The organism is Achromobacter sp. ESBL13, from assembly GCF_036668755.1.
Classification (GTDB): Bacteria; Pseudomonadota; Gammaproteobacteria; order Burkholderiales; family Burkholderiaceae_B; genus Achromobacter.
On record NZ_JAZEVT010000001.1, the window covers coordinates 369,083 to 394,624 of the forward strand.

A 25,542-nucleotide genomic window follows, 5' to 3' on the forward strand; every position below is an offset into this window, starting at 1 on the left:
TTATTGCACCACGAACGCCGTGAACAGTACGTCGGTGACATACTGGCCGTCAGGCAACGGCGAGAACGGACGGTTGACCGCGACCTTGATCGCGTTGGCCATATCGGTCTTGCCTTGCTGGGTCTGCACGCCGGTGGGCGATTGCGACGACAGCACCATCAGGATGCGGCTGCGCACTTCAGGCATGTACTTTTCCAGGCGCGTGCGGGTTTGCTCGTCGCTGACGCGCAGGGTCAGGCCAACGTGCATGATGCGTTCGGTGTCGGCGTTTTGCAGCGTGACGGTGAATGCTTCGATTGGCACGAAGATCGGCGCGGGCACGGCGATGGGGCCGGCCGGCGGCGCAACAAACGTGGTCGGCGTGGCTTGCGGGCCTTGGCCAGGCTGGCCGGGTTGGCCTGCCACACCCGGTTGGCCAGGCTGGCCGCCGGGCACTTGGCCCACGCCCAATTGCACGGCGGCGCCGGCGGGCGGTTGCTGCATGCGCTGCGTGATGAACCAGGTTGCGCCGGCGCTGGCGCCTGCAACGATGAGCAGGACCAGAAGGCCCAGCAGCAGGCGAAGGACGCCGATGCCGCCGGATTTCTTGGCGCCCGACGGCGCGGTAATAGGTTTGGTAGTCGCCATCTCGGTTTCGATGCGTATTAAGCCGCTGGTGAAAACGGATTCTTAGTGGATGAAAGCATTCTGCCCCAAAGTGCGTGTCGCCTTGGAGGCGAAAAACAGGGCGAAAGCCGCGTATCTCAAGCTATTGCTGCACCGCCCGCTGCCGTTGCCGGTCGCGGGCCGGGTGTTTGTCAGGCAAAGGTGTCGACCAGTGCGTTGGCGTTGCGCGACACGGTGACGGTGGGCGCGGCGATATCGGCCGATGCATCGGCAAGCGCCGATCCATTGCCCGACTGCCGTTGCGATCCGCCGTTGCCTTGTTGCTGTGCGAATTCCTGCTGCGCGGCCTGTTCACCCACGCTGGTCTGGCCCAGCGAGATGCCGGCTTGCGCCAAGGCCTGTTGCAGTTGCGGGATCGCGGTTTCGATGGCCTGGCGCACGGAGGCATGCGCTGAAACGAACGACGCGCTGGCCACGCCGTCGGACAGGTTCAGGCTGACGCGCAAGGGGCCCAGGTCGGGCGGGTCCAGGCGCAGCTCGGCGGTCTGCATGCCCTGACGTGCGTTGGTGCTCATCATGACCACTTGCTGACCCAGCTCGGTGCCCCAGTGCGTGCCGCCAACGGGCGTGGCGACCTGCATCACCAGCGGCACGGCCGGCGGCGCGATGGCGGCCTGGTTCACGACCGGCGCGGCCTGGCGCTGGCTGGCGGCGGCAAGTGCCTGGGCCAGGTTGTCCTGCGGCGTGGCGCCATGTTGCGGCGCCTGGAATTGCTGCGCGGTGCTGTTCAGGGCGGCCGTCAATTCTTCTTCGGTGTGGGCGGGCAACGTCGTCGTGTGCTCGGCGGCAGCGGCGTGCGTGTCGCGCGCCACGCGCGGCAACGGGATCTCGGGTGCCAGACGCGGCGCATCGGCCTTGGCCGCCGTGGGCGCGGCGGGCTTGGCGGCCGGTGCGGCGTCCGCGACCGGGGGCACGGCGCTTCCCGGTTTGACCGCGGTGGTCAGGATGGGTTGCGCGGCCTGGGCGTCGCGCGCGGCGGCGGCAAGGGCAGCTTCCGCCTGGACGGCGGTGGCGGCAACCGGCGTGCGTGGGGTGGCGGGTGCGTCGGCGGCGGTCAGCGCGGCGGTCAGAACGGCTGCGCCGTTGCTCATCGCGGCGGCGGCGGATTCGGCGGTGCCGCGTGCCAGCTGCACCTGTTCGGCGGCCTGCGCCGCCAGTTCCAGCGTTTGCTGCGGCAGTGCGGCAACCGGCTGCTGCGAGGCGGCCACGGCCAGCGCGCCGGCTTCGGCGGACGTGGCGGTCTTCACGGCCTCGTCGATGGCGCCGGCGGCGGCTGATTCGGCCTTGCCGGCTGCTTCGCTGCCGGCGTCACCGGTGTTTGCATTCTTGGCGGGCGTCTTGGCGCCGTTGTTCGCGGGGCGCGAATCGGCGGACGGCTTCGGGCGCTGCTGGGCCAGCACGTCGGAAAAGCTTGGGCCTTTCTTGTTCGCGGGCGCGGACTTGGCGCCCAGCGCGTCGGCGATGGACGTGGGCGCAAAAGGCGCGACGGTGGGCAGGGGCAGGGGAGCGGTCATCTGGGGCTTCCTGTTAGGTATTGCTTAATGCATCCCGGCCTGGCGCTGGACCAGGCGGGCGGAATATTCATCATTGGCGCGTTGTTCGCGGCGGGATTCCACGACGGCCTGGGCGCGCAGTTCGCGCTGCGCCAGGGCGTCGTACGAGCTGAGCTTGCGCTTTTCCTGCTGCCAGTACTGGCGGCCCTTGGCCAGGTTGTCATCGGCCTGGCGCAACACGGCCTGCTGCTGGCCGATGGCGTCGTCCAGGGTGCCGATAAAGCGCTGGTAGTTGTGGCAATCGCTGGCCGACATGCCGGTCGTCATGGCCTGTTGCAGACGTTCCAGATAGTCCTGGCGATAGTCGCTCAACATGCCCAGCTGGCGCTCGGCATTGGTGCGTTCGGCGCTGAGGCGGCCCAACAGGCGCGCGGCTTCATCCGTGCTTTCCTTGGCCAGGTTGATCAACATGTCCAAGGGCAATTGGCTAGGCATAGGTGTCCCTTAACTCGAAACTGGCGCGCAACTGGTTGACGGCTTCGTCGTAGCCGATGTTCTCGCCGATGTCTTGCTGCAAGAAGGCTTCCAGGCGCGGATAGCGGGCGATGGCTTCGTCCAGCTGCGGATCGTTGCCCGCCGCGTAGGCGCCCACCGCGATCAGGTCACGGTTGCGCTGGTAGCGCGACAGGTTCTGCTTGAAGCGGCGCACCACGGCGAACTGCTGCGGCGTGATCAGCGACGTCATGGCTCGCGAGATCGACGCCTCGATATCGATGGCGGGGTAGTGACCGGCTTCGGCCAGATGGCGCGACAGCACCACGTGGCCGTCCAGAATGGCGCGAGCCGAATCGGCGATGGGGTCTTGCTGGTCGTCGCCTTCGGCCAACACCGTGTAGAACGCGGTGATGGAACCGGCCTTGCCGGACGGACCCGGTGCGCCCATGCCGGCGCGTTCGACCAGCATCGGCAGCTTGGCGAACACCGACGGCGGATAGCCCTTGGTAGCGGGCGGCTCGCCGATGGCCAGCGCGATTTCGCGTTGAGCCATGGCGTAGCGCGTCAGCGAATCCATGATCAGCAAGACGTCCAGCCCCTGGTCGCGGAAGTGCTCGGCCAGACGCGTGGCATAGGCCGCGCCTTGCAGGCGCAGCAACGCGGACACGTCGGCGGGCGCGGCCACGACGACCGAGCGCGCCAGGCCCTCGGGGCCCAGGTTGTGTTCGATGAATTCCTTGACTTCGCGGCCGCGTTCGCCGATCAGGCCCACGACGATGACGTCGGCCTTGGTGTAGCGGGCCATCATGCCCAGCAACACGGATTTACCCACGCCGGAACCTGCGAACAGGCCCATGCGCTGGCCGCGTCCCACCGTCAACAAACCGTTGATGGCGCGCACGCCCGTGTCCAGCACGGTATCGATCGGCGCGCGCGACAAGGGGTTGATGGGCAGCGCGGACAAGGGCGCCAGTTCGGCCCCCGTCAATGGGCCCAGCCCGTCCAGCGGGCGGCCCGCGCCGTCCAGCACGCGGCCCAGCAACGCGTTGCCCACCGGCAGGTGACGGCCCAGTTGGGGCTTGGCATTGCCATTCAATTCGGCCTTGCGCGGCAGCGGGATCGCGCGTTGCACGGGCGGCTCGCCGGGCACGACGCGCGCGCCGGGCGGCAGGCCGGAAATATCGGCCTGCGGCATCAGGTACAGGGTGTGGCCGTCAAAGCCCACCACTTCGGCATCCGCCCAGTGATCGTGGCCGCGCGCGATTTCGATGCGGGCGGCGGCGCCCACGGGCAGGCGCAGGCCGGTGGCATGCAGCACCAGGCCGGTGGCGCGGGTGATCTTGCCGCTGACCAGCCAGGGGTCGGTGGACGCCGCGCGGATCGATCCGATCTCCAGCTGCGTCTTCCAGCGGTCCAGCACCGGCACCGTGCTCGCGGAGGTCGCGGGCAGGGCGGGTTGGCCGGTCTGCGCCGATGCCTGATCGCCGTTCACGCCGGATCCTCCCAAGACACGTTGCGGCCCAGCGAGGCCGCAACGCGGCGCCAGCGGGTTTGCAAGGTGGCGTCGATATCGCCAAAAGGCGTTTCGGCGCGGCAGCCGCCGCGCGCGATGGACTCATCGGCCAGCACGCGCCAATGGCCTTCTTTCAATTCGTCCGCCAGGTGCAGGCGGATCAGTTCGATGTCTTCGGGGTTGGCCCACAAGCGCATCTGGCCGCCGGCCGACGGGTTGATGTGCAGCACATCGCGCACGGCGGCGATCACGGTTTCGGGTTGTTCTGACAGGGTGGTGCGCACGACCTGCTGCGCGATGTCCAGCGCCAGCGTCAGCAGACTCTGGCCCATCTTTTCTTCCAGCGCGCCCACGGACGCGGCGCAGGCCTGCACCAGCGCGTTCAGGCGCTGCGCTTCCTCAGCGCCTTGCTGGCGCGCCTGGGCCAGCCCTTCGGCGTAACCGGCTTCGCGGCCCGCGGCATAACCCGTTTCGTGGCCCGCCTGCTGCCCGGCTTCGACGCCGGCCGCATGGCCTTGCGCGTAGCCTTCCTCGCGCCCTTCGGCCACGGCCTGGGCGCGCAGCTGCGCCATCACTACCGCGGGGTCCGGACCGGGGTCGGGTTCCGGTTCGGGCTCCGCTTCGACGGTCGCCGGCTCGTCGAACGACAGCATCTGCCAGCGCCGCCAGGCGGCACTGCGCGAGATGAGCGTCGTCGCGCCGTTGTCCGCTTCAGACATACGCGTCGTCTCCGGAATTGCCCAGCACGATCTGGCCGCTCTCGGCCAGGCGGCGGGCGATTTGCAGGATCTTCTTCTGCTCGCCTTCCACCTTCGACATGCGGATCGGGCCTTGCGCTTCCAGGTCCTCGCGCAGCATTTCGGCGGCACGGCTGGACATGTTGCGCAGGAACTTCGCGCGCAGCTCTTCCTGGGCGCCCTTGAGCGCGACCATGAGCGTGTCGTTGTCGATTTCCTTGAGGATGAGCTGGATGGCGCGGTCTTCGACGTCCAGCAAGTTGTCGAACACGAACATCTCGTCGATGATCTTCTGCGCCAGGTCGTTGTCGCGTTCGCGCAGGCTGGCCACGACGGTTTCCTCGTCCGAGGAATTCATCATGTTCAGGATCTCGGCCGCGGTGCGCACGCCGCCCATCTTGCTACGCTTGGCGCCCTGGCCGGCCAGCACGGAATTAAGCACTTCGGTCAGCTCGGACAAGGCCGCCGGCTGCACGCCGCCAAACGTGGCGATGCGCAGCATGACGTCGTTGCGCAGGCGGTCGGTCAACAAAGCCAGCACGCCGGCCGCGCGGTCGCGCTCCAGGTGCACCAGGATCGTTGCGATGATCTGCGGGTGTTCGTCGCCGATCAGCTCGGCCACGGTGTTCGGGTCCAGCCAGTTCAGCGCGTCGATGCCGCTGCCGCCGTCGCCGGCTTCCAGGATGTCTTCGATCAGGCCGGCCGCGCGGTCGCTGCCCAGCGCCTTGGTCAGCACGCTGCGGATGTAGTCGTCCGAGCCCAGCGTGACGGCCATGAACTGGTCCGCTTCCTGGCGGAATTCTTCCAGCACCACGGCCACGTCGTTGCGGGTGACCTGCTTCAGGCTGGCCATCGCCGCGCCCACCTGCTGCACTTCACGGGCGCTCAGGTACTTGAAGACCTCGGCTGCGGCGTCCTCGCCCAGCGACATCATCAGGACGGCGCTGCGCGTCATGCCGTCCATCGGAGTGGAATCATTTTTCATCTTTGCTCATCCAGGTGCGCAGAACCATCGCGACGGCGCGCGGATCCTTGTTGGCCATCGTGCGGGCGCGTTCCAGGTTGTCTTCGTAACGGCTGAGTTCCTTGCTGCGGGCGGCGTCCTGGGCTTCGCGAGCGGCTTCCTGACGCTCGGCTTCAGCCATTTCCGGATCCACCGGCGGGTACAGGTACTCGGTGACCGAGCGGCGAATCTTGCGATACAGCCAGAACGCAACCACCAGACCCACCAGCCATGCCAGGATCGTCTTGAACAGGGCAATCATTTCCGGATCGCGCCACATCGGCAGCGGCGGCGGGCCATCGTTGAACTGGCTGTTGACCAGGTTCAGCGAGTCGCCACGCGTTTCGGAATAGCCCATGGCTTCACGAACCAGATTGGTCAGCTTGCTCAGTTCTTCGGGCGGCAGGGCTTGCGGCTCGCCGTCCTTGTCGCGGATGTAGTTCACCACCACAGCCACCGACAGGCGCTTCAGGTTGCCCACCGGCTGCTTGATGTGGCTGATGGTGCGGTCCACTTCATAGTTGGTGGTGGCGTCGCGGCGCTCGTTCAGGTTGGCCGTGGCCGCCTGGGTGCCGGTTTGCTGCTGTTGTTGTTGCTGCTGTTGCTGGGCACCGGCCGCGGCGGGCGGCTGGCCCGGACGCGGCGGCTGCTGCGCGGGCGGGTTGGCCAGCGGCGCTTGCGCGTTGGGAGGCGCCTGGTTCGACAGGGCGCCCGGCACGCCCTGGGCGGGGCTGACGCCGCGCTGCGTGGAATCGCTGGTTTGCTGGCTGCGCACGGCGGCCTGGCCAGGTTCCTGGTTGGGGCGGTAGACCTCGGACGTTTCTTCGCGGCGGGCGAAGTCCACGTCGGCGCTGGCTTGTGCGTGCACGTTGCCGGGGCCGACCAGGGGGTTCAGGATCGTCAGGATGCGTTCGACGGTGCGCTGTTCCATTTCGCGCACGAAGCGCATCTGGTCAGCGTCCATGCCGCGTCCTTCGCCCAGCGGCGCGGACAGCAGGCGGCCGTTCTGGTCGACGATGGAGACGTTTTCGGCGGTCAGCTCGGGCACGCTGGAGGCCACCAGCCACGAAATGGCCGAGACCTGCGCATCGCTCAGGCTGCGGCCCGGGTAGACGTTCAGCAGCACGGACGCGGTGGGCGCCTGGCGTTCACGCACGAACAGCGACTGGCGCGGCATGGCCAGGTGAACGCGGGCGTGTTGCACGGTGTGCATGGCTTCGATCGAACGGGCCAGCTCGCCTTCCAGACCGCGCTGGTAGTTGATCTGTTCCGCGAACTGGCTGGCGCCGAAGCGGGCGTTGTCCATCAGTTCGAAGCCGACGGAACCGCCGCGCGGCAAGCCTTGCGAAGCCAGTTGCAGCCGGGCGTCGTAGACGCGGTCGGCCGGCACCAGCAGCGCGGTGCCCGTCTCGTTGTAGCGGTAGGGCACGTTCATGGTGCCCAGGGCCGTTACGATGGCGCCGCCGTCGCGGTCGTCCAGGTTCGAGAACAGGACCTTGTACTTGGGCTCGCTGCTCCACATCACCGCGGCGATGATCAGCGCGACGACGGCGGCCGCCGCGCCAAGCAAGACGGGCTTGGGCAGTGCGCGGACCTTTTCCAGCACAGGGAACTTCGCCAGCAGCGACGAACTCAGAGTGGCCTGCTGATTCATCGACGGCTCCCGCTGGCTGCGCGGCGCAAGGAAAAGGACTTCATGTCTGGGTAGGGCAGATTACACATGCAACGTGCTTCTGGTCTGGGGAGAGCCTGGATTATTGCCCTTGGGTCGACAATCCCAATCGATGAAAACAGCCGGTTTTTGGCGTTACTTATCCTCTATGTCGATAGCGAATGGGCTGATCCGGCCCCGGCTGTGGGCATTCGTTGAAATGTCGGGGTTTTTGGCGGTTTTTAATCGCTATGGGCGTGCGCGATCGGCGGTACGCTTTGCGGCAACATTGGCGAATCGCCCCACCAGCAAGGAATCAGGTAATGGCTGTCTCAGGCTTGAACGGCATCGAAAGCATGCTCCAGCAGATGCGCACCGTCGTGAGCAAGGCGGAAACCGGCAATCTGGCCGCCGGAGAATCGGTTGGCCAGCCCGACGGTTTTGCCGCCGAGTTGCAGCGCTCGATCCGCCGCGTGACCTCGGCGCAGAACGCTTCGTCGGCGCAGGCGAAGGCCTTTGAAATGGGCGCGCCGGATATTTCGCTGAATGATGTGATCATCGACATGCAGAAAGCCAGCCTTGGCTTTCAGACGGCGGTGCAGGTGCGCAACAAGCTGGTTGCGGCCTACAAGGAAATCTCGTCGATGGCCGTGTAAGGCGTGCAAGACCTGCATGGCGGGTGCGTCGCCTGACGGCGGCGTCGATCCGAAAAAAGGCCTTTCCGGTGGAAAGGCCTTTTTGCTTTTAGGGGGCGGGCTTGGCGGGTCAGTTGCGCTGCGCGCCTTTCTCCAGACGCCACACCACTTTTTGCAGCCAGTTTTCCTGGCGCGCGTCCAGGTTCAGGAACACGGCGCCCACGTGGCTCATCGGCGGTTCGCCGGTCAGCGACAAATGCCGCGGCGCTTCGTCCAGGCTGTCGGGCTGGACCATCGGCTGGCCGGAAATCGGGTAGACGTTACGCACTTCCAGGTTGGCGCTGAGCTTGCCGAGGTCGCCGAAGTCCAGTTGCACGTCTTCCATGACGGTGCCGCGCTCGGGCAGGGCGGGCACCGCCAGCCCGGCGCGCAAGCCCACGCCGTCAACGGAAATATCGCGCACCGTGAAGCTCAAGGGGCGGGCCTTGGGCTCGGCTTGCCATGTGGCCTGGCACTGCCCGGCGCCGGTGACCAGCGAGGCGCGGAACATCTTGCGTCGCTGGATGCGGGCCAGACGATCGGGAAACGGCGACATCAACGCCGCGCTGCCGTCATCGAAATGAATGACTTCGGGGCGCTGGACGCGAAAGCGGATCTGCACGCCGCCATAGGCGGTGGCGTGGAAGTGGAACGTCGTGCCGCTTAACAACCCCATGCTGTCGGACTGTTCGAAGTCGGCGCCCGCGTAGTCGCGGGGCCGCCAGAAGAACTGGCGCGTCTGCTTGTCGGCGCCCAGCACCAGCACCGCCATCTCGCGGTCGGCGGCGTCGCGCACCAGGATGTGGCTGTCGGGGTGCGTCAGCTCGAACAGGGCGGAACGCATGTCTTCCGGCCGGGTCAGCAGGAATTCCGGGTCGCTGGCTTCCAACACGATGGTGGTCCTTAGAAAGTGGGGTCAGGCGGGCGGCGCCGCTTGGGGAAGCTCGCGCGATTCCAGGCGGTACAGCCAGGCCAGCAATTCTGCCACCGCTACGTACAGTTGGGGAGGAATATGTGCGTCCAGGTCCACTTGCATGAGCAAGCCGACCAGTTCCCGGGACTCATGCACATACAGGCCGTTTTCCTCGGCGGCGCGCACGATGGTGTCGGCAAGCTGGCCGTAGCCCTTGGCCACCACGCGCGGCGCGCCGTCCTTGTCGTCGTAGGAAATGGCGACGGCCGCATTGCGGTTGGCATTGGGGCCGCCAGCGGGGACGCCGTCCTCGGAATAGGAGAGGGTGCTCATCAGAAGTCGGTCGGGATGACGGGGCGCGGGTCGGTCACGCTGACCGCCAGGTTGCTCAGCGTCAGGCCGGCGGCCAACAGGCGCGAGCGCAGCTGGTCGGACGCATCATTGATTTCACCGGCCGCCAGCGGCGCGACCAGTTGCAAGACGATCTGGTCGCCCGCCAGGTTCAGGCGGGCATCCACCAGACCCAGGCGCGGCAGGTCCAGCTTCAAGCGGGTGGCCCAGGTGGGCGTGGCCGAATCGGGATCGCCACCGTAGGGGTCGCGTTCCACTTCCCATTCCATCGGCGTGCCGGGCCAGGCTTCGCCTTGCCAGGTCAGGGACTGGTTGGCCAGCACGTCCAGCTGTTGGCGCACCAGCACGGTCAGGTCCTGATGGATGCCCGCGACGGGCGTGCCAGGCGCCGGGCTGGTCGAGGACCCGGCGCCCGTTGCCGCGTCGCCACCACCGGCCGTGCGGTTGGCGGCGGGGGCTTCGGCACGGTTGCGCGCCAGTGCCGCGTTCTGCTGGGCGGGGTCTTTGGTCAGGTTGGCCTGGGGCTCTTTTTGCAGCGCGTCCGGGTTGGTGCGGCCGAACACCATGTCGGTCAGGTGCGATTCGTAGAACAGCCCGCTGGTCTGCAAGGCCTGGCGCAATGCCTGCCCCAACAGGCGGGCCGACGGGCCCCCGGCGGCAAGCGCGGCATGGGCCGTGGCGTCGGCGCCGCGCGTGGCGGCCGTGTCGGCGTGGCCGCCAGGGCGGGCGGCTTTGGTGCCGACGGCCGCATCGGCGCCGGCCGTCGCGGCAGAAGGGGCGGCCGAGGGCGTGGCGGTATTCGCGGTAGCGCCCGCCTGCGGGGCGCCCGGCAACGTCTGCGCGGCTTGTCCGGGCTGGGGGGGCTGGCCGTTTGCGGGCGCGGGTTGGGAGCCGGCTTGTGCGGAGGCTTGCCCGGCCGCGCCGCCATTGGCGTTCCACAGCGGCGCGCGTCCCTGGACGGCGGGCGCGGCTTCCGGAAATTGCGCCAACAGGGCAAGAATCGTGCGGGCAGTGGTGCCTAGCGTGGTCGGCGCGGACGCGGTGGTGTCGCTGCTGGTGACCAGCCCGCGCGCGGCCAGCGCCAGCGCGGCGGCGGTCTTGGCGTCGACAACGGTATTCTGGCGGTCGCCTCGGGCGCCGCCAGTTTGTATGCCTTGCCGGGGATCGCGGGTGGACCCTTCCGACGACCCGGGCTTTTCCGGGCCGCCAGGCTGGCTGACGGCGTCCGGCCGGGCGCCTGAAACCTGGTTGGCATTCGCGGCGGACATCGTCGTGCCAAGCACGGCGTCCAACCGCTGCACCAGGACGTTACCGAGTGCGGCGGGACCGACGCTCATTCTTCAGGCGCCTGCTGGTATCCGTAGGCCGACAACAGCGTCTGCTGGCGCTTCATGCGCCCCAGCAATTCGCCCAGGCGGGCCAGTTGGGGAATGGCCAGCTCACGCGTCAGCGCGTCATTTTCCAGGATGCGCACAAGCAGGTCGTACTTCATGGCGCGCGTGGCTTCGTCCAGCGGCGCCTTCTGTTCGGTCTGGCGCAGGAGCTCGACGCGCTCGCAGTATTGCTGGCCGTGAACCATTGCCAGATCCCAGTCGCCGGCCTGGGCGGCTGACAGCATTTCCCCCGTGATGGTCGCAATCTCCTGGTAGTTTTCCAGGATGGAGGGAGGGGACTGGGTAAGGGACGTCATGGAAATCTCGGGCGTGCGCAGGCTGGCTAGGGACATGGTTCGGGCCATTAAGGCTCCATGCCACCGGCGGGCCGGTCGATGGAGGTCTGCCAGGCTTCGGCCAGATCGGCCAGCAGCCGGTCGGCGATATCCAGCTGTTCGGCATCCGCCTTCAGGTTCGCCGTCAGCAGCGTGCGGATGATGTAGTCGTACAGCAGGGCGAGGTTGGCGGCGATGTCGCCGCCGGCCTCCATATTAAGCCCCGTCTTCAGACCTTCATCGACGATCTTGATCGCTTTCGAGATGGCGGCGCCGCGTTCGGCGATCCGGCCTTCGTTCAAATGGATACGTGCCTGCCCGATGGCCGCCCGCGCACCCAGATACAGCAGGGTGATCAGCCGCTCCGGGCTTGCGCCCAGGACTTGCGTTTCCAGACCGATATCGGCGTAGGAACGAACAGAATAAGACCCTGAGGGCCGTCGGGCGGCATACGTCATTTAATGCATCTTCTATAAATTACTTGTTGGACTTATTCATTGCCTCAAACTGCTGGGTCAGGTAGCTGCCTGTGCTTTGCATCTTCATGTAGAAGGTGTCCAGCGCAACAAACTGCGCGCGCATCCGTTGGATTTCAGCGTCGCTGGACGCCTTGGCCCGTGCTTTCTGCGCATCCACGGCGGTGATGGACTTGGCCAAGCCGTCCTTGCGCGTCTTGAGCGAACCCGTCGAACCCAGCACGTCCTTGAGGGCGGCGTCGATGTTCTTGGCCAGCCCGTTTTCGCCGGTCAGCAGCTTGGTGACGTCTGCCGGGTTTTCCGTCAGTGCCTTGGTCAGCTTGGTCGTGTCCAGCTTCAGTTCGCGGGCGGTGGCATCGGTGGTGATGCCCAGATCGGCCATCGATTTCAGCGTGCCGCTGCCCAGAACGCCTTGCAGCGCGCCGGACAGGGCCGACTGGATCGAACGCGTCGTGCCGTCGCCGGTCAGCGGCTGGTTGGTGGAGGCCTTGGCATCGAACGACGTCAGGTTCTTGATCGTGGTTTGCAGCGTCTTGTACTTGGTGACGAAGTCCTGCACGGCCTTGCTGGCGACCGTCGTGTCGGCTTCGAGCTTCAGCGTGATCGGCTTGTCGGCGTCTGTCTTTTCAGCCAGGTTCAGCGTGATGCCGTCGATGGCGGTCGAAATGTTGTTCGACCCGCTCTTGACCGCGATGCCGTTGATGATGACTTCGGCGTCCTGGCCCTTGGTGGCCGTCATGCCGCTGGTGACGCCGCCGGCGTCGGTGCTGAACGTCAGGATGTCTTTCAGCGACTGGTCGCCGTTGACGGTAATGGACTTGACCGACGCCTTTTCGCCCGTATCGCGCGCGGTCAGCATCAGGAAGTTGTTGCCGTTGCCGTCGTTGATGACCGTGGCGCGCAGGCCTGCCTTGTCATCGGCGTTGATGGCTTTGACGATTCCGTTCAGCGACGTGTCGTCTTTCAGGTCGATGGTACGTTTGGTGCCGTCGGCCAGCTCGATTTCAAACGTGCCGGTGGCGCCGTTCTTGGCCGTGCGGTCGGCCACGGCCGACGATTGCAGGCTTTGGGCACGCGCCAGGTTTTTCACTTCGATGGTGTATTGGCCAGCCACCGCGCCTTCCGCGGCCACGGTGGCCGTCAGGGCGGAACCGCCGGTCACGCTGCCCTTGATGGCAGCCATCGTTTCGGTCTTGCCCAGTACGGCGGCAGACGACTGAAGGGCTTCCAACGCGCTTTGCAGTTGCGAGTAAGCGTCGATACGGGTTTGGTAGCTTTGGGCGCGGGTCGTGTAGACCTCGAGCTTTTTCGTCTCGGCGTCTTGCAAATCCGACAGGATCTTTTCCAGCGGCAAGCCGGACACGGACCCAAGGTTGGTAATAGAAGCCATGTGAAATTCCTTCCTAGCGATGCGATTCTGTCAAAAATATGGTGCCGGCGATTGGCCGGGTAAGGGCATAAGGCGGGCCTAATTCGGGGTTTCCCTCACGAAATGGCGCCAACTTGCATGGAAAACACCGTTTTAAGGGTCACTTACGCCGAAGTCTTGATGCCATTGCCTTGCATGTTCACGATCATTTTGGCGATCTTCAGCACGGTTTCACTGGGGATCGTGCGAATGACATCGCCCGACTCCGCGTCCACCACCGACACCACCACCTGATGCACGTTCGGGTCTATCTCGAACTGAAGCTGAGTCGACCACGCCTTCATCTGGTCGTTGATTTCGTCCAGCGCCTTGTCCAGCGGCAGCTTCTGCGAATCTGATTGGTCCGACGTGGCACTGTCGGAGGCGCCGCTGTTCGTGGCGGCGGCGGCGGGCGTCACGCTTACAGCCGGTTCGGCTGCAACGGGGGCCAACACGGGCGCAGCGGGTGCGAACGTAGCGGGGGCTAGGGGGGTTACGGCCATGATCACTCCAGCGGCGATGTGGGCGTCTCGGAGGAACGCGCTGTTTTCAGGGAATTCTCAGCTACGATTACGGCACCTTTGCAGGGAACTTTAGCCCCCGGCGGGGCTGGGTCTTTCACGTGCTAATCAGTTTGGATCGGGCAATGAGTGTCAAGACGGCGCTGCGAGTCATCGAAATCATCGAAACCTTTGCCCGCGAAAAGCGCGCGTTGCCCTTGTCGGAACTGGCCCGTCTGCTTGACGTTCCGGTGTCCAGCTGCCTGGCGCTGATCCGCACCCTGACCGGCCTGGGCTATCTGTACGAAACCGGCCGGCGCCAGGGGTACTACCCCACGGGTCGGCTGCTTGCCATGGCGCAACGCATCGCGCGTGCCGACCCGGTTCTGGACCGCGTCTATCCCAGCCTGGCCGAATTGCGCGACGCCACCCGCGAAACCGTGGTTTTCGCCAAGCTCACGCAAGACAGCCGCGTCGTTTATCTGGACGTGCTGGATTCGCCCCATACCATCCGATACGCGCCTGTTGCCGGCGAGTTCAAGGACGTACACGCTAATTCGCTGGGCAAGGCGCTGATGTCGCTAATGGACGAGGCCGCGCGCCAGGCCGTTCTGGCCGGCACGCCGATGACGCGCTACAACGAGCGCACGCTGGTTACCGCCGAGGCGCTGGAAGACGATCTTCAACGCTCGCGGCAACGCGGCTGGTTCATGAACAGCGGGGAATCGATCGCCGACGTGGGCGCCATCGCGTGGCCCGTCACGCTGTCGGGCGAGCACTATGCGATTTCGGTGGGCGGCCCGATCTACCGCATCGAGCCGCAGCAAGAGGCCTATGCGCGCATCCTGCGGGCGGCCTGCACGGCGCTGGAACAGCAGGCCTGACGGCGCGGGCTGGGGCGGGCCGGGGTGGGCCGCCCCTGAATCCTCAATACGACTTCGGCAGCCCCAGCACCTTTTCGGCGATAAAGCACATGATCAGCTGCGGGCTGACGGGCGCAATGCGCGGAATGAAGCTCTCGCGCAGCAGTCGTTCCACGTGGTATTCCTTGGCGTAGCCCATGCCACCCAGCGTCATCACCGCCGTCTGGCAGGCGTTGTAGCCGGCTTCGGCCGCCAGATATTTGGCCGTGTTGGCGTAGGGGCCGCAAGGCTGGCCGGCGTCGTACAGGCTGGCGGCCTTGAAGACCATCAAGTCCGCGGCCTCCAGCTGCATCCAGGCTTGCGCCAGCGGGTGCTGGATGCCCTGGTTCTGGCCAATCGGGCGGCCGAACACGGTGCGTTCGCCGGCATATTTCACCGCCCGGTCCAGCGCCGCGCGACCGATGCCCACGGCTTCGGCGGCGATCAGGATGCGTTCGGGGTTCAAGCCGTGCAGGATGTATTCAAAGCCCCGGCCTTCTTCGCCGATGCGGTCGGCCACGGGGATGCGCAGGCCATCGATGAACAGCATGTTCGAGTCCACGGCTTTGCGGCCCATTTTCTCGATCTCGCGCACTTCGATCTTTTCGCGGTCCAGGTCCGTATAGAACAGCGACAGGCCCTGGGTGGGCTTGTCCACTTCGGACAACGGCGTGGTGCGCGCCAGCAGCAGCATTTTGGTGGCGACTTGCGCCGTCGATATCCAGATCTTGCGCCCGTGCACCACGTATTCGTCGCCCTGGCGCACGGCGCGGGTGGACAGCTTGGTGGTGTCCAGCCCGGCATCGGGCTCGGTCACCGCGAAGCAGGCTTTTTCGCGGCCGGCGATCAGCGGTTCCAGCCAGCGGCCACGCTGCTCGTCGCTGCCGAACACCACTACCGGGTTCAGCCCGAAGATGTTCATGTGCACGGCCGACGCGCCGGTAAATCCCGCGCCGGACGCGGCGATGGTCTGCATCATCAGCGCGGCTTCGGTCATGCCCAGGCCCGCGCCGCCGTATTCCTGCGGCATCGCAATGCCCAGCCAGCCGTCGCGGGCCAGATCGGCATGCAGGGGCTCGGGAAAGCCGCCTTCGCGGTCGCGCTCCAGCCAGTATTCGTCGGGGTAGCGGTCACAGATGCGCGAAACAGCGTCGCGCAACGCCAATTGGTCGGGGGTGAAAGCAAAGTCCATCAGTCGTTTCCGTCCTGGGTAATGCCACGGGCGAGCAGGTCGTCGATCCGGGCGTCGTCGTAGCCGGCCTGCGCCAGCACCTCGCGGCTGTGTTCGCCCAGCCGGGGGGCGGGCCGGCGCAGCGATGTCGGCGTGCCTTGGTAATGGCCCAGCGGCGCGGGGGTGCGCAGCGGGCCTTCGCTGGGGTGGTCGATGTGGCGGATGAAGTCGGTGGCGGCCAGGTGCTCGTCTTGCAGCAGGTCGTCCACGGTGTACAGCTGCGAGGCCGGAATGTCGGCGCCGGCCATCGCTGCCAGCCAGTGGTCGGTGCTGCGGGTACGGATCACATCGGCCACGAAGGCGTAGACCTCGCTGATGTGCGCCGCCCGCGCGCCATGTGTGCAAAAGCGCGGGTCCTGGGCCAATTCCGGTTGCTCGATCAGCTTGAAGAAGTTGCGCCAGTGCTTGTCGTTGTAGATCAGCAAGCACAGATAACCGTCGGCCGTGGCGTAAGGGCGGCGGTGCGGCGCCAGCAGCCGGGCATAGCCGGTTGGGCCCAGCGGCGGCTCAAAGGTCGCCCCACCCAGGTGATCGCCCAGCACCAGGTGCGCCATGCCTTCAAACATCGGGATCTCGACCTGCTGGCCGCGCCCCGTGGTCTTGGCGTGCAGCACGGCGGACACGAGCGCGATGCCCACGTGCAGGCCCACCGCGCGGTCCGCAAGCGTCAGCGGCGCATAGCGCGGCACGTCGCCGCTTTGCTGGGCAGATAGCGCGGCGATGCCCGTCTGCCCCTGGATCAGGTCGTCGTAGGCGGGGCGGCCGGCGTAGGGGCCGGCCTCGCCGAAGCCGTAGGCGCCCAGGTAGACGATGCGCGGGTTACGCGCGGCCACCGCCTCGTAAGACAAGCCCAGCCGCGCCATGGCCTGCGGCCGGATGTTGTAGAGCAGCGCGTCGCAGGTTTCGGCCAGTTTCAGGCAGGCCGCCAAGCCCTCGGGCGTCTTCAGGTCCAGCACGATGGACCGTTTGTTGCGGTTCAGGTGCAGGTACAGGTGGCCCATGCCCGGATTGCGCATGGGGCCCACGGCGCGCATGTTGTCGCCCGCGGGCGATTCCACCTTGATGACATCGGCGCCCAGGTCCGCCAGCGTCTGCGTGGCGTACGGGCCCATCACGACCGAGCTCAGGTCCAGGATGCGCACGCCGGCCAGCGGGCCACTGGCGGCAGGCGCAAGCCCGGTGGCCGGGGCGGTGTCGGATGTCGTCCCGAAGCCGGGTTCAACTGCGTCGCCGGCGGCTACGCCAGGCACCGCCCCTGGCACGGCATCAGCGGCTGAATGCTGCGTCATTGTTGTTGGATCCCCGCGTCTTTGATCAGCTTGCCCCACAGGTCGCGCTGTTCGCTGACGAACGTGGCGAACTCCTGCGGCGTGCCTGAAAAGGCGTCGAAACCCAGGCCCGCCAGGCGCTTTTTCACGTCGGGCTTGGCAACCACCTGGTTGATGGCGGCATTCAGTTTGGCGACCACCTCGGGCGGCAGGCCGGCCGGGCCGAAGTAGCCGTTCCAGGAATTCAGGTCAAAGTCCTTCACGCCGGCCTCGGCCATGGACGGCAGGTCCGGCACGATGGCGCTGCGGTCGGCGGTGGACACGGCTAGCGCCCGCAGCTGGCCCGACTGCACGAAGGGCAGGCCGGAAGCCAGGTCGGTGAACATGAAATCCACCTGGCCACCCACCACGTCGGTCAGCCCCTGCGGCGTGCCCTTGTACGGCACGTGCAGGATGTCGATCTTGGCGCGGTCCGCCAGCGTCGCGCCCGCGACGATGCCCGTGCTGTTGCCGCTGGCGTAGGTGATGCGGCCGGGGTTCTTCTTCGCGTCGGCCACCAGTTCGGCCACGTTCTTCCAGGGCCGTTTCGGGTTCACCACCAGGATGAAGGGCAGGTTGCCGCCCCGCGCGATGGGTGTGAAATCCTTGACGGGGTCGTAGGACACGTTCTTCATCAACCAGGGCGCGGCGGAGTGCGACGTATTGGTGGTGACGAACAGCGTGTAGCCGTCCGGCTTGGCGCGCGCCACATAGCTGGCGGCGATCGTCGCGTTGGCGCCCGGCTTGTTCTCGACGACGATCTGTTGGCCCAGGATGGTAGACAGTTCCTGGCCGAAGATGCGGCCGACGGCGTCGGTGCCTGAACCGGCCGGGAAGGGCACGATCAAGGTGATGGGCTTGTTCGGGTAGTCGGCCGCGTGCGCCAGGGGCGCGGCCAACATTGCCGCGCCGCTGAGCAGGGCGGTGCCGAATAGACGGAAGGGGTGCATGGGTTTGTCTCCAGTTTTTATAGACAGGGAATGCAAGCGCGGCTCTGCGTCCGCTGCTTGTTGCCGCGCCGCGTCAGGCGGCGGGCGAGGGCGCCGGAAAGTCCCGGATCACGCGGTCGGGGGATTCTTCGTACGGAGGGGTGTAGATCACCAGCAGCCTGGCGGGCTCGTCGCTGGTCACGGTAAATACGTGGGGGATGTCGGGTGGGAAGTAGCAGCAGTCGCCCGCCACCATGTCGGCCGTTTCGTCCGCCACCTGCGCGCGCGCGGTGCCGGACAGCAGATAACAGACCTGTTCGATGCCCGGATGCGCATGCGGCAGCGCGCCCTGGCCTTTTTCAATCACGCCCAGCAGCACTTCCACGCCGCGCGCGCCGACCGTCTCGGGGCTGATCAGCCGGCGGTTCAAGGTGCCGGTGTGATTGGCGGGGTGATAGCCGGGGATGTCGGCTTCGCGAACCAGCCAGCGGGGGGTTGAAGATTGCGTCATGTTCGTCCGTCTAAGTTTTCATACGTAAATTCATTTTCACGTATGCGAAAAACATCGGCAAGCGCTTTTTCGGAACGGATACCGTGGCGCGCCCTAGGGGATTAGGGAAAACACCGGGCATCGACTGGTAAAATCCCGCGCTGATCTCCTCTCTCGGCCCCGACATGTCCCCCGTTTCTTCGCCTGACGCTTCCGCCACCCTGTCCGACTGGCTCCAGTACCTGGAATCCATTCACGCCACCGCGATCGACATGGGCCTGGACCGCGTGCGCGACGTGGCCACGCGCATGGGGCTTGAGTTGTCGGGCGTGAAGTTCGTGGTGGGCGGCACCAACGGCAAGGGTTCCACCTGTGCGATGCTGGAAGCCATCCTGCTGGCGGCCGGGTACAAGGTCGGGCTGTACACGTCGCCCCACCTGATCGACTTCAACGAACGTGCCCGCGTCAACGGCCAGATCGCCTCGGACGCCGACCTGATCGTGCAGTTCCAGGCGGTCGAGGCGGCGCGCGGCGAGGTCTCGCTGACCTACTTTGAATTCACCACGCTGGCCATCCTGCGGCTGTTCTCGCAAACGCGGCTTGACGCCATCGTGCTGGAAGTGGGGCTGGGCGGGCGGCTGGACGCCGTCAATATCGTCGACGCCGATTGCGCCATCGTCACCAGCGTAGACCTGGACCACACCGACTGGCTGGGCGACACGCGCGAGAAAATCGGCTTCGAAAAGGCCCACATCTACCGCGCCGACCGCCCGGCCATTTGCAGCGACCCGGTGCCGCCGCAATCGCTCCTGGATCACGTTGAAAAAATCGGCGCGGATCTCTGGCTGTTCGGGCGCGACTACAACTATTCCGGCGACCGCCAGCAATGGGCGTATGGCGGGCGTGAGCAGCGCCGCAGCGCGCTGGCGTACCCGGCGCTGCGCGGCGCCAACCAGTTGCTGAACGCCTCGGCCGCGCTGGCCGCGCTGGAATCGGTGCGCGACCGGCTGCCGGTGCAGCAGCAGGCGGTGCGGCTGGGCTTGCTGCAAGCCTCGTTGCCGGGCCGTTTCCAGATTCTGCCCGGCCAGCCGTCGGTGATTCTGGACGTGGCGCACAACCCGCATGCCGCCGCCGTGCTGGCGCAAAATCTGGACAACATGGGCTTTCATCCGTACACCCACGCGGTGTTCGGCATGCTGAACGATAAGGACCTGGCCGGCGTCATCGCCAAGCTGGGCACCCGTATCGACCACTGGTATTGCGCAGGGCTTCCGGGGCCGCGCGGCACGTCGGGCCAGGCGCTGGCCGACAAGGTTGCCGCCGCCTTGCCGCCATCGCCCGCGGGGGCGGAAACGCCCAGCATCGCCGCCTTCGACGATCCCGCGCAAGCCTTTGCGGCGGCGCGCGAACGGGCGGTCGAGAATGATAGAATCGTCGTGTTTGGGTCGTTTCTCACCGTGGCCTCGGTTTTGCAGGCTCTGGGTCGCAAGGCATAGGCAAAACGGGTCATGGCGGCCCGCCGCCATATTGCCGCAAGGCGCCGCAAGGAATTCTCTTCCATGGGTTTTTTCAATCGCAAAGATCCTGCCGACCAGGCGCAGTCCTCTAAACGGGCGGCAGTGCCTAGCGAGGTTCAGGCTGCGCAGTTGCGCGGCCGTGCGCGGCGCAGGTTGGCAGGCGCCGTCGCCCTTGTGCTGGCGGCGGTCATCATCCTGCCCATGGTGCTTGATTCGCAGCCGGTGCCGGTTGCCGACAACATCCCCATCCGCGTGCCGGACCGCAACACCCCCTTCCAACCGCAGGTAAGCGAGCCGCAGGCCGCCGGGTCGGGCGCAGCCGCATCGGGCGCCACCGCCGGGAACGGCGCAGCTACAGGCGCCGCGCCCACGGAAACCCCGGTGCCCACGCCGCCTGCCGTGACGTCCACGCCGCCCACCGCGACGGCGTCCACCGCGCAGGGGACCACGGTGCAGGTCACGCCGCCGCTGGTGCCGCCCAAGCCCGAAGCCAAGCCCAAGCCGGAACCCAAGCCCGAGGCCAAGCCGGAAGCCAAACCCGCCACGCCGGCCAAGCCCGACACGCGCTCCGATGACGGCGCGCGCGCATTGGCACTGCTGGAAGGGCGCTCTGCACCGGCCGCTTCGGCGCCGGCCGCCACCCCCAAGCCAGCCGCCAAGGGCAATTTCGTCTTGCAGATCGCGGCGTACACCACGTCGGAAGATGCCCAATCGCGCCGCGGCAAACTGCATCAGGCCGGCGTTACCAATGCATTCGTTGAACAGGCCTCCATCGGAGGCAAGCAGCAGTACCGTTTGCGCGTGGGGCCGTTCCCCTCGCGCGAAGCGGCACAGGCGGCCCAGGCGCGCTTGCGCACCTTGGGCTATGACAATGGTTTTATCGCCGCCCAATAGTGACCGGTTTCGACTTCGTCGTGCTGGCCATCCTGGCGGTCTCGGGTGTGCTGGGCCTGGTGCGCGGCCTGCTCAAAGAGGTGCTGTCGCTGGTCGCCTATCTGCTGGCCTTTGTGGCCGCGATATGGTGGGGCCCCACGGTATATACGTGGCTTGAGCCCTATATTGAAACGACGCTGCTGCGCATGGGAGTCTCATACGCCGTGGTGTTCATCCTAGTGCTGCTCGGTGTGGGTTTGGTCAACATGACGCTAGCCGCCTTGATCCGCAGTACCGGACTCAGCCCGGCCGATCACGGCCTGGGCGGAATGTTCGGGCTGGCCCGTGGTCTGCTGATCGTGCTGGCGCTGGTTGCCGCTGCCGGCTATACGCCGCTACCCCAAGAGCCGTGGTGGAAGGACGCCATGTTTTCGCATTCGGCCATCGAGGCCATCAAACATATCAAAACGTGGCTGCCGCCGTCTTTGGCGACGTGGCTGCCGTATTGATTAGCTTCAAATCAACCAGGAAATCTCACCATGTGTGGAATCGTAGGGGTCATCGGGCGCGGGCCGGTCAACCAGCTGCTCTATGACAGCTTGCTGTTGTTGCAGCATCGCGGGCAGGACGCCGCGGGCATCGCGACGTCGCAAGGCAACCAATTCAATATGTACAAGGCTCACGGCCTGGTGCGCGACGTTTTCCGTACGCGCAACATGCGTTCGTTGCCGGGTACGTCCGGCGTCGGCCAGGTCCGCTATCCCACCGCGGGCTCCAGCGCCAGCGAGGAAGAGGCCCAGCCGTTCTACGTCAACGCCCCGTTCGGCATCATGTTTGCCCACAACGGCAACCTGACCAACTGGCGTGAACTGCGTGAATCGCTGTACCGCGTCGACCGCCGCCACATCAACACGAACTCCGATTCCGAAGTGCTGCTGAACGTGCTGGCGCACGAACTGCAATCGTCGGCCAACGGTGTGTCGCTGGACGACGACGCGATCTTCCGCGCGGTGTCGGCCGTGCATAAGCGCGTGCGTGGCGCCTATGCCGTCGTGGCGCAGATTTCCGGTTACGGCCTGCTGGCCTTCCGCGACCCCAACGGCATCCGCCCGTTGTGTATCGGCCGCATGGAAACCGACGAAGGCGTTGAATGGATGGTGGCCTCGGAATCCGTGGCGCTGGAAGGCAGTGGCTTTGTCTTCGTGCGCGACGTCGAGCCCGGCGAGGCTGTGTTCGTCGACCTGGACGGCCGCTTCGTCAGCCGCCAGTGTGCCGAAAACCCGCAGCTGGTGCCCTGCATTTTCGAATACGTGTACTTTGCGCGTCCGGATTCGCTGATCGACGGCGTGTCGGTCTACGACGCCCGCCTGCGCATGGGTGAATACCTGGCCGACAAGGTCGCGCGCAACATGCGCCTGGGCGACATCGATGTCGTCATGCCGATTCCGGATTCCTCGCGTCCCGCCGCCATGCAGCTGGCCGCGCGCCTGAACCTGGACTACCGCGAAGGGCTCATCAAGAACCGTTACGTGGGCCGCACGTTCATCATGCCGGGCCAGGCTGTGCGCCGTAAGTCCGTGCGCCAGAAGCTCAACGCCATCGGCATGGAGTTCAAGGGCAAGAACGTGCTGCTGGTTGATGACTCCATCGTGCGTGGCACCACCAGCCGCGAAATCGTCGACATGGCGCGCGCCGCCGGCGCCAACAAGGTGTATTTCGCCTCCGCCGCGCCTCCGGTGCGTTTCCCGAACGTGTACGGCATCGACATGCCCACGCAATCGGAGCTGATCGCCACCGGCCGCAGCGACGAAGAAATCGCCCGCGCCATCGGTGCTGATTCGTTGATCTACCAGGACCTGTCCGACATGCAGCAGTCGGTGCGTGACCTGAACCCCAAGATGCAGCGCTTCGAGGCTTCGTGCTTCGACGGCGAATATGTCACGGGCGACATCACCGCCGAATACCTGGCCCGCCTGGGTCAGTCGCGCGCCGAACCCGGCCAGGACGAAGGCGCCAGCGGCCTGCAATTCAACATGGGCTACGCTGCCAACGACGCCTGATCTACCCCTGCGCGCCGCGGCCATCCTCTTGGCCGCGGTAAGCGGCCGGCAGCCCTTGCTGGCCGCAGCAGGCGCCCCAATTCAACAGTTTTGATGTGTGCCCGATGCCGGGGTTGAATGTGTTGGTGGGGTCCAGTTCGCGATAGAACGCGGCCAACGCCGGCTTGGCGACATACAAGTGACCCACGTTGTGCTCGGCCGGATATTCCGCCTGCCGCGCGTCCAGCAATGCCCACATGCGGTGCTCCATCGCGACCGGGTCGACGCCCTTGCGCACGATGTAGTCCTGGTGAAACACGTGGCAGAAGAAGTGCCCGTAATACAGCTTGTGCACGATGTCGCGTTCCATGTCAGCCGGCAGCGTCTCGACCCATTCGTGGTCATTGCGGCGCAGCGCGATGTCCAGCGGCACGATGTCCTGCACCGTTAAGCGATGCGTGTCGCGATAGCGGATTGCCGCACCCGCGATGGCGAAGCGATGCAGGAAGGCTTTGCGTCCTTCCTCGGCGTCGCATTCAAAGAACGCCGCATCCGTGCGGCCCGCGAAATGCGTCGTGAGGAAGGCGCGCGTGGCCTCGGCCGTATCGTTGGACACGCGCAGCAGCAGATGGTGTTCGTAGCGGTCGCGGTAGTCGCGCATGCGGCGCGGCAGATGATTCGGCAGCAGGGCCACCACGGCCTGTATCGCGCGGTCAACCACGCCGGGCAAGCCCAGTCGTTCCGCAATGCCGTCCAGTCGGCTCTTGATGGCGAATGCCTTGGGCACGCGTGCCGTGCCCAGTTTGTCGATCAGCAGAAACACGTCTTTGCCGTAGCGCGCGCCGATGTCGAATGCGTCGCGATGGATGTATTCGCCCGCGATCGGCAGCCGTGCAAGATTGGCCAGCAGTTCCCGGCGCACGGCGGTCAGGTCGTCGGGCAGATTGCTGCCGATATAAAACACCGTGCTGGGCTCGCGCTCGAACGTGTCCAGCCGCACCGCGAACAGGCAGACGCGGCCGGCCGAGCCCGAGGCTTCGTGCAGGCGTGAGGGGTCGGCATTGAAGCGCGCCGGCGTGGGCGCATCGATCTGGCGCACATGCTCGGCATAGTTGGGGTCCGACGCCGCGCCCACGTCATCGCGGATATCGCCGGGACCATAGTCGCCGGCCTGCAAACGGGTCAGGATCTCTTCGGGGGTCTGCCCCAGGTCAATACCCAGATGGTTGACCAAGGCAAGCGAGCCGTCGTCATTCACGCGCGCATACAGCGCCAGTTCGGTATAGGCGGGCCCGCGCCGCAGCAAGGCGCCGCCCGAGTTATTGCACACCCCGCCCAGCACCGACGCCCCGATGCAGGACGACCCGATTACCGAATGCGGCTCGCGGCCCAGCGGCGCCAGCGTCTGCTCCAGCCGGTCCAGCGTGGCGCCGGGCAGACACACCACCTGCCGCCCGTCGCGGATCACTTGCACACCGGGAATGCGCAGCGTGCTGATCAGCACGATCTCGCGGTCGTACTGATCGCCATCGGGCGTGGACCCGCCGGTCAGGCCGGTGTTGGCCGCCTGCATGATGACGATGCGGCCAGATTGCACCACGGCTTGCAGCACGCGCCACTGCTCCAGCAGCGTGCCCGGCCGTACCACGGCAAGCACGCGGCCTTCGCCCGTACGATGGCCGCGACGAAAGCGGCGCGTGGCCGAATCGCCGGTCAGTACATGCCCGTGGCCGACCACGGCGCGCAATTGGGTAAGCAGCTGGCTGCCGGTGTTGGGGGCGGTGGGTGGCGTCATGGTTGGGGCAGAGTCGGGGGCGGGAAGGGCAAGCGGGTGGCGCGGTCGCGGCGGGCGGCGTCTTCGTCCATTTTGACGAGCGTGGCGCGGATGTAGTCCAGATGCTGGCCGATGACGGCGCGCGCCTGATCGGGGTCGCCATCCAGGATGCTCTGCATCAGCGCCTGATGTTGATGCGTCAGCTTGTCGTGCGAGGCCGGGCTGTCCTGGATGACCATGATGCGGCGGTTTTGCGCCACCGTGGACAGCATCAGGTCGAACAGCCCCCGCATGACTTGCAGCAGCACCAGGTTGTGCGAGGCTTCGGCGATGGCCAGGTGAAACTGCGCGTCGGCGTGGGCCGAGAGCTCGGCATTGCCGCGTTGCTGGTAGTCGACCATCTGGTCGAAGCAGCGTTGGATCTTGGCTTTGTCCGCATCGGTGGCGCGCTGGGCGGCATAGCCGGCGGTGCTGGTTTCCAGCGCGCAGCGCGTTTCCAGCACGTCATAGCGGTACTGCGGGTCATGCTGCATCAGCGCGGCCAGCGGCGACATCGATTCCTGCGGCCATTGATGCGCGTCGGCCGCCAGGAAAGTGCCGGCGCCGACGCGGCTGATCAGGATGCCGTGGCTGGACAGCTTCTGGATCGCTTCACGCAACGCCGTGCGCGATACGCCCAGGCTTTGCGCCAGGCCGCGTTCGGCGGGCAACCTTCCGCCCGGCGGGATGTCCCGGGCCTGGATCAGGGATAACAGCTTTTCAGCGACTTGGTCTGACAGGCGCATGAGATATTGGTACGACCAATTTGCCGCCCTGTGCGGGCGACGGCGCATGCCAATCAGGCGCCGGAGGCAATGATACCCAAGAATTGCCGTCCAACTCGCACCGGGTT

The 25,542-nt window shown here is 66.2% G+C and carries 26 protein-coding genes; 6 read left to right on the plus strand and 20 right to left on the minus strand.

Annotated features, from left to right (window positions below; all coding sequences use genetic code 11):
* The 7 genes from V6F88_RS01680 to fliF all read right to left on the minus strand — a co-directional run bounded on the left by V6F88_RS01680 (position 1) and on the right by fliF (position 7,561).
* The gene (locus tag V6F88_RS01680; RefSeq protein ID WP_332607626.1) at positions 1-627 is read right to left on the minus strand and encodes a flagellar basal body-associated FliL family protein; all 627 of its coding nucleotides are present in this window, start codon (positions 625-627) and stop codon (positions 1-3) included.
* Between the two features lie 170 nt (positions 628-797).
* Positions 798-2,180 carry a flagellar hook-length control protein FliK gene (locus V6F88_RS01685; RefSeq protein ID WP_332607628.1) on the minus strand — a complete coding sequence of 461 codons (1,383 nt, stop codon included), beginning with the start codon at positions 2,178-2,180 and terminating at the stop codon, positions 798-800.
* Positions 2,181-2,204: 24 nt separating this feature from the next.
* Positions 2,205-2,654: a flagellar export protein FliJ gene (gene fliJ / locus V6F88_RS01690; protein ID WP_046807473.1), complete on the minus strand. Its 450-nt coding sequence runs from the start codon at positions 2,652-2,654 to the stop codon at positions 2,205-2,207.
* Entirely contained in the window at positions 2,647-4,080 is a 1,434-nt protein-coding gene (fliI, locus tag V6F88_RS01695; RefSeq protein WP_162941321.1) for a flagellar protein export ATPase FliI, read from the minus strand. The genes fliJ and fliI overlap by 8 nt, the downstream gene beginning before the upstream one ends.
* A gap of 62 nt (positions 4,081-4,142) precedes the next feature.
* Positions 4,143-4,886: a flagellar assembly protein FliH gene (fliH, locus tag V6F88_RS01700; protein WP_332607629.1), complete on the minus strand. Its 744-nt coding sequence runs from the start codon at positions 4,884-4,886 to the stop codon at positions 4,143-4,145.
* Positions 4,879-5,889 carry a flagellar motor switch protein FliG gene (gene fliG, locus V6F88_RS01705; protein ID WP_039883173.1) on the minus strand — a complete coding sequence of 337 codons (1,011 nt, stop codon included), beginning with the start codon at positions 5,887-5,889 and terminating at the stop codon, positions 4,879-4,881. The genes fliH and fliG overlap by 8 nt, the downstream gene beginning before the upstream one ends.
* Positions 5,879-7,561, minus strand: a complete 1,683-nt coding sequence (gene fliF / locus V6F88_RS01710; RefSeq protein ID WP_332607630.1) for a flagellar basal-body MS-ring/collar protein FliF — start codon at positions 7,559-7,561, stop codon at positions 5,879-5,881. Before fliF ends, fliG begins: the two co-directional genes overlap by 11 nt.
* A 320-nt stretch (positions 7,562-7,881) precedes the next feature.
* On the opposite strand from fliF, the gene fliE reads away from it, so the two are divergent.
* Positions 7,882-8,214: a flagellar hook-basal body complex protein FliE gene (gene fliE, locus V6F88_RS01715; protein WP_046807469.1), complete on the plus strand. Its 333-nt coding sequence runs from the start codon at positions 7,882-7,884 to the stop codon at positions 8,212-8,214.
* Positions 8,215-8,323: 109 nt separating this feature from the next.
* Here fliE and V6F88_RS01720 read toward each other — a convergent pair whose 3' ends face one another.
* The 7 genes from V6F88_RS01720 to V6F88_RS01750 form a co-directional block, all read right to left on the minus strand.
* On the minus strand, positions 8,324-9,124 hold the full coding sequence (locus V6F88_RS01720; RefSeq protein WP_332607631.1) for a flagellar brake protein: 801 nt from the start codon (positions 9,122-9,124) through the stop codon (positions 8,324-8,326).
* Between the two features lie 24 nt (positions 9,125-9,148).
* Entirely contained in the window at positions 9,149-9,478 is a 330-nt protein-coding gene (locus V6F88_RS01725) for an EscU/YscU/HrcU family type III secretion system export apparatus switch protein (RefSeq protein ID WP_332607632.1), read from the minus strand.
* Positions 9,478-10,833 (minus strand): flagellar hook-length control protein FliK, encoded by a 1,356-nt coding sequence (gene fliK, locus V6F88_RS01730; protein ID WP_332607634.1) that lies wholly within the window; start codon positions 10,831-10,833, stop codon positions 9,478-9,480. The genes V6F88_RS01725 and fliK overlap by 1 nt, the downstream gene beginning before the upstream one ends.
* Positions 10,830-11,186 carry a flagellar protein FliT gene (locus V6F88_RS01735; RefSeq protein WP_332608918.1) on the minus strand — a complete coding sequence of 119 codons (357 nt, stop codon included), beginning with the start codon at positions 11,184-11,186 and terminating at the stop codon, positions 10,830-10,832. The genes fliK and V6F88_RS01735 overlap by 4 nt, the downstream gene beginning before the upstream one ends.
* Positions 11,187-11,233: 47 nt before the next feature.
* Complete coding sequence (gene fliS / locus V6F88_RS01740; RefSeq protein ID WP_046807466.1) at positions 11,234-11,662, minus strand: flagellar export chaperone FliS; 429 nt, start codon at positions 11,660-11,662, stop codon at positions 11,234-11,236.
* Positions 11,663-11,681: 19 nt separating this feature from the next.
* On the minus strand, positions 11,682-13,070 hold the full coding sequence (gene fliD, locus V6F88_RS01745; protein WP_332607635.1) for a flagellar filament capping protein FliD: 1,389 nt from the start codon (positions 13,068-13,070) through the stop codon (positions 11,682-11,684).
* 143 nt (positions 13,071-13,213) lie between these two features.
* The gene (locus V6F88_RS01750) at positions 13,214-13,591 is read right to left on the minus strand and encodes a flagellar protein FlaG (protein WP_332607636.1); all 378 of its coding nucleotides are present in this window, start codon (positions 13,589-13,591) and stop codon (positions 13,214-13,216) included.
* 143 nt (positions 13,592-13,734) lie between these two features.
* On the opposite strand from V6F88_RS01750, the gene V6F88_RS01755 reads away from it, so the two are divergent.
* Positions 13,735-14,472 carry an IclR family transcriptional regulator gene (locus V6F88_RS01755; protein ID WP_332607637.1) on the plus strand — a complete coding sequence of 246 codons (738 nt, stop codon included), beginning with the start codon at positions 13,735-13,737 and terminating at the stop codon, positions 14,470-14,472.
* A 43-nt stretch (positions 14,473-14,515) separates the two neighbouring features.
* On the opposite strand, the gene V6F88_RS01760 is transcribed toward V6F88_RS01755, so the two are convergent.
* From V6F88_RS01760 to V6F88_RS01775, 4 genes are all read right to left on the minus strand, one after another.
* Positions 14,516-15,682, minus strand: coding sequence for an acyl-CoA dehydrogenase family protein (locus V6F88_RS01760; RefSeq protein WP_332607638.1), 1,167 nt, complete (start codon positions 15,680-15,682; stop codon positions 14,516-14,518).
* Complete coding sequence (locus V6F88_RS01765; protein ID WP_332607639.1) at positions 15,682-17,010, minus strand: CaiB/BaiF CoA transferase family protein; 1,329 nt, start codon at positions 17,008-17,010, stop codon at positions 15,682-15,684. Before V6F88_RS01765 ends, V6F88_RS01760 begins: the two co-directional genes overlap by 1 nt.
* Positions 17,007-17,978, minus strand: coding sequence for a Bug family tripartite tricarboxylate transporter substrate binding protein (locus tag V6F88_RS01770; protein WP_332607640.1), 972 nt, complete (start codon positions 17,976-17,978; stop codon positions 17,007-17,009). Before V6F88_RS01770 ends, V6F88_RS01765 begins: the two co-directional genes overlap by 4 nt.
* 73 nt (positions 17,979-18,051) lie before the next feature.
* A complete protein-coding gene (locus V6F88_RS01775; RefSeq protein WP_332607641.1) occupies positions 18,052-18,468 on the minus strand; it encodes a cupin domain-containing protein in 417 nt (138 codons plus the stop codon).
* A gap of 164 nt (positions 18,469-18,632) precedes the next feature.
* Between V6F88_RS01775 and folC the strand changes: the two genes are divergently transcribed.
* The 4 genes from folC to purF all read left to right on the plus strand — a co-directional run bounded on the left by folC (position 18,633) and on the right by purF (position 22,897).
* Positions 18,633-19,943 (plus strand): bifunctional tetrahydrofolate synthase/dihydrofolate synthase, encoded by a 1,311-nt coding sequence (gene folC, locus V6F88_RS01780; protein WP_332607642.1) that lies wholly within the window; start codon positions 18,633-18,635, stop codon positions 19,941-19,943.
* Positions 19,944-20,006: 63 nt separating this feature from the next.
* Positions 20,007-20,858 carry an SPOR domain-containing protein gene (locus tag V6F88_RS01785; RefSeq protein WP_332607644.1) on the plus strand — a complete coding sequence of 284 codons (852 nt, stop codon included), beginning with the start codon at positions 20,007-20,009 and terminating at the stop codon, positions 20,856-20,858.
* The gene (locus tag V6F88_RS01790) at positions 20,858-21,346 is read left to right on the plus strand and encodes a CvpA family protein (protein ID WP_046807457.1); all 489 of its coding nucleotides are present in this window, start codon (positions 20,858-20,860) and stop codon (positions 21,344-21,346) included. The genes V6F88_RS01785 and V6F88_RS01790 overlap by 1 nt, the downstream gene beginning before the upstream one ends.
* A 30-nt stretch (positions 21,347-21,376) precedes the next feature.
* A complete protein-coding gene (gene purF, locus V6F88_RS01795) occupies positions 21,377-22,897 on the plus strand; it encodes an amidophosphoribosyltransferase (protein WP_120155022.1) in 1,521 nt (506 codons plus the stop codon).
* Between the two features lies 1 nt (position 22,898).
* On the opposite strand, the gene dld is transcribed toward purF, so the two are convergent.
* Positions 22,899-24,671 carry a D-lactate dehydrogenase gene (gene dld, locus V6F88_RS01800; protein WP_332607645.1) on the minus strand — a complete coding sequence of 591 codons (1,773 nt, stop codon included), beginning with the start codon at positions 24,669-24,671 and terminating at the stop codon, positions 22,899-22,901.
* Positions 24,668-25,435 carry a transcriptional regulator LldR gene (gene lldR, locus V6F88_RS01805; protein WP_332607646.1) on the minus strand — a complete coding sequence of 256 codons (768 nt, stop codon included), beginning with the start codon at positions 25,433-25,435 and terminating at the stop codon, positions 24,668-24,670. Before lldR ends, dld begins: the two co-directional genes overlap by 4 nt.
* Between the last annotated feature and the right edge of the window lie 107 nt (positions 25,436-25,542).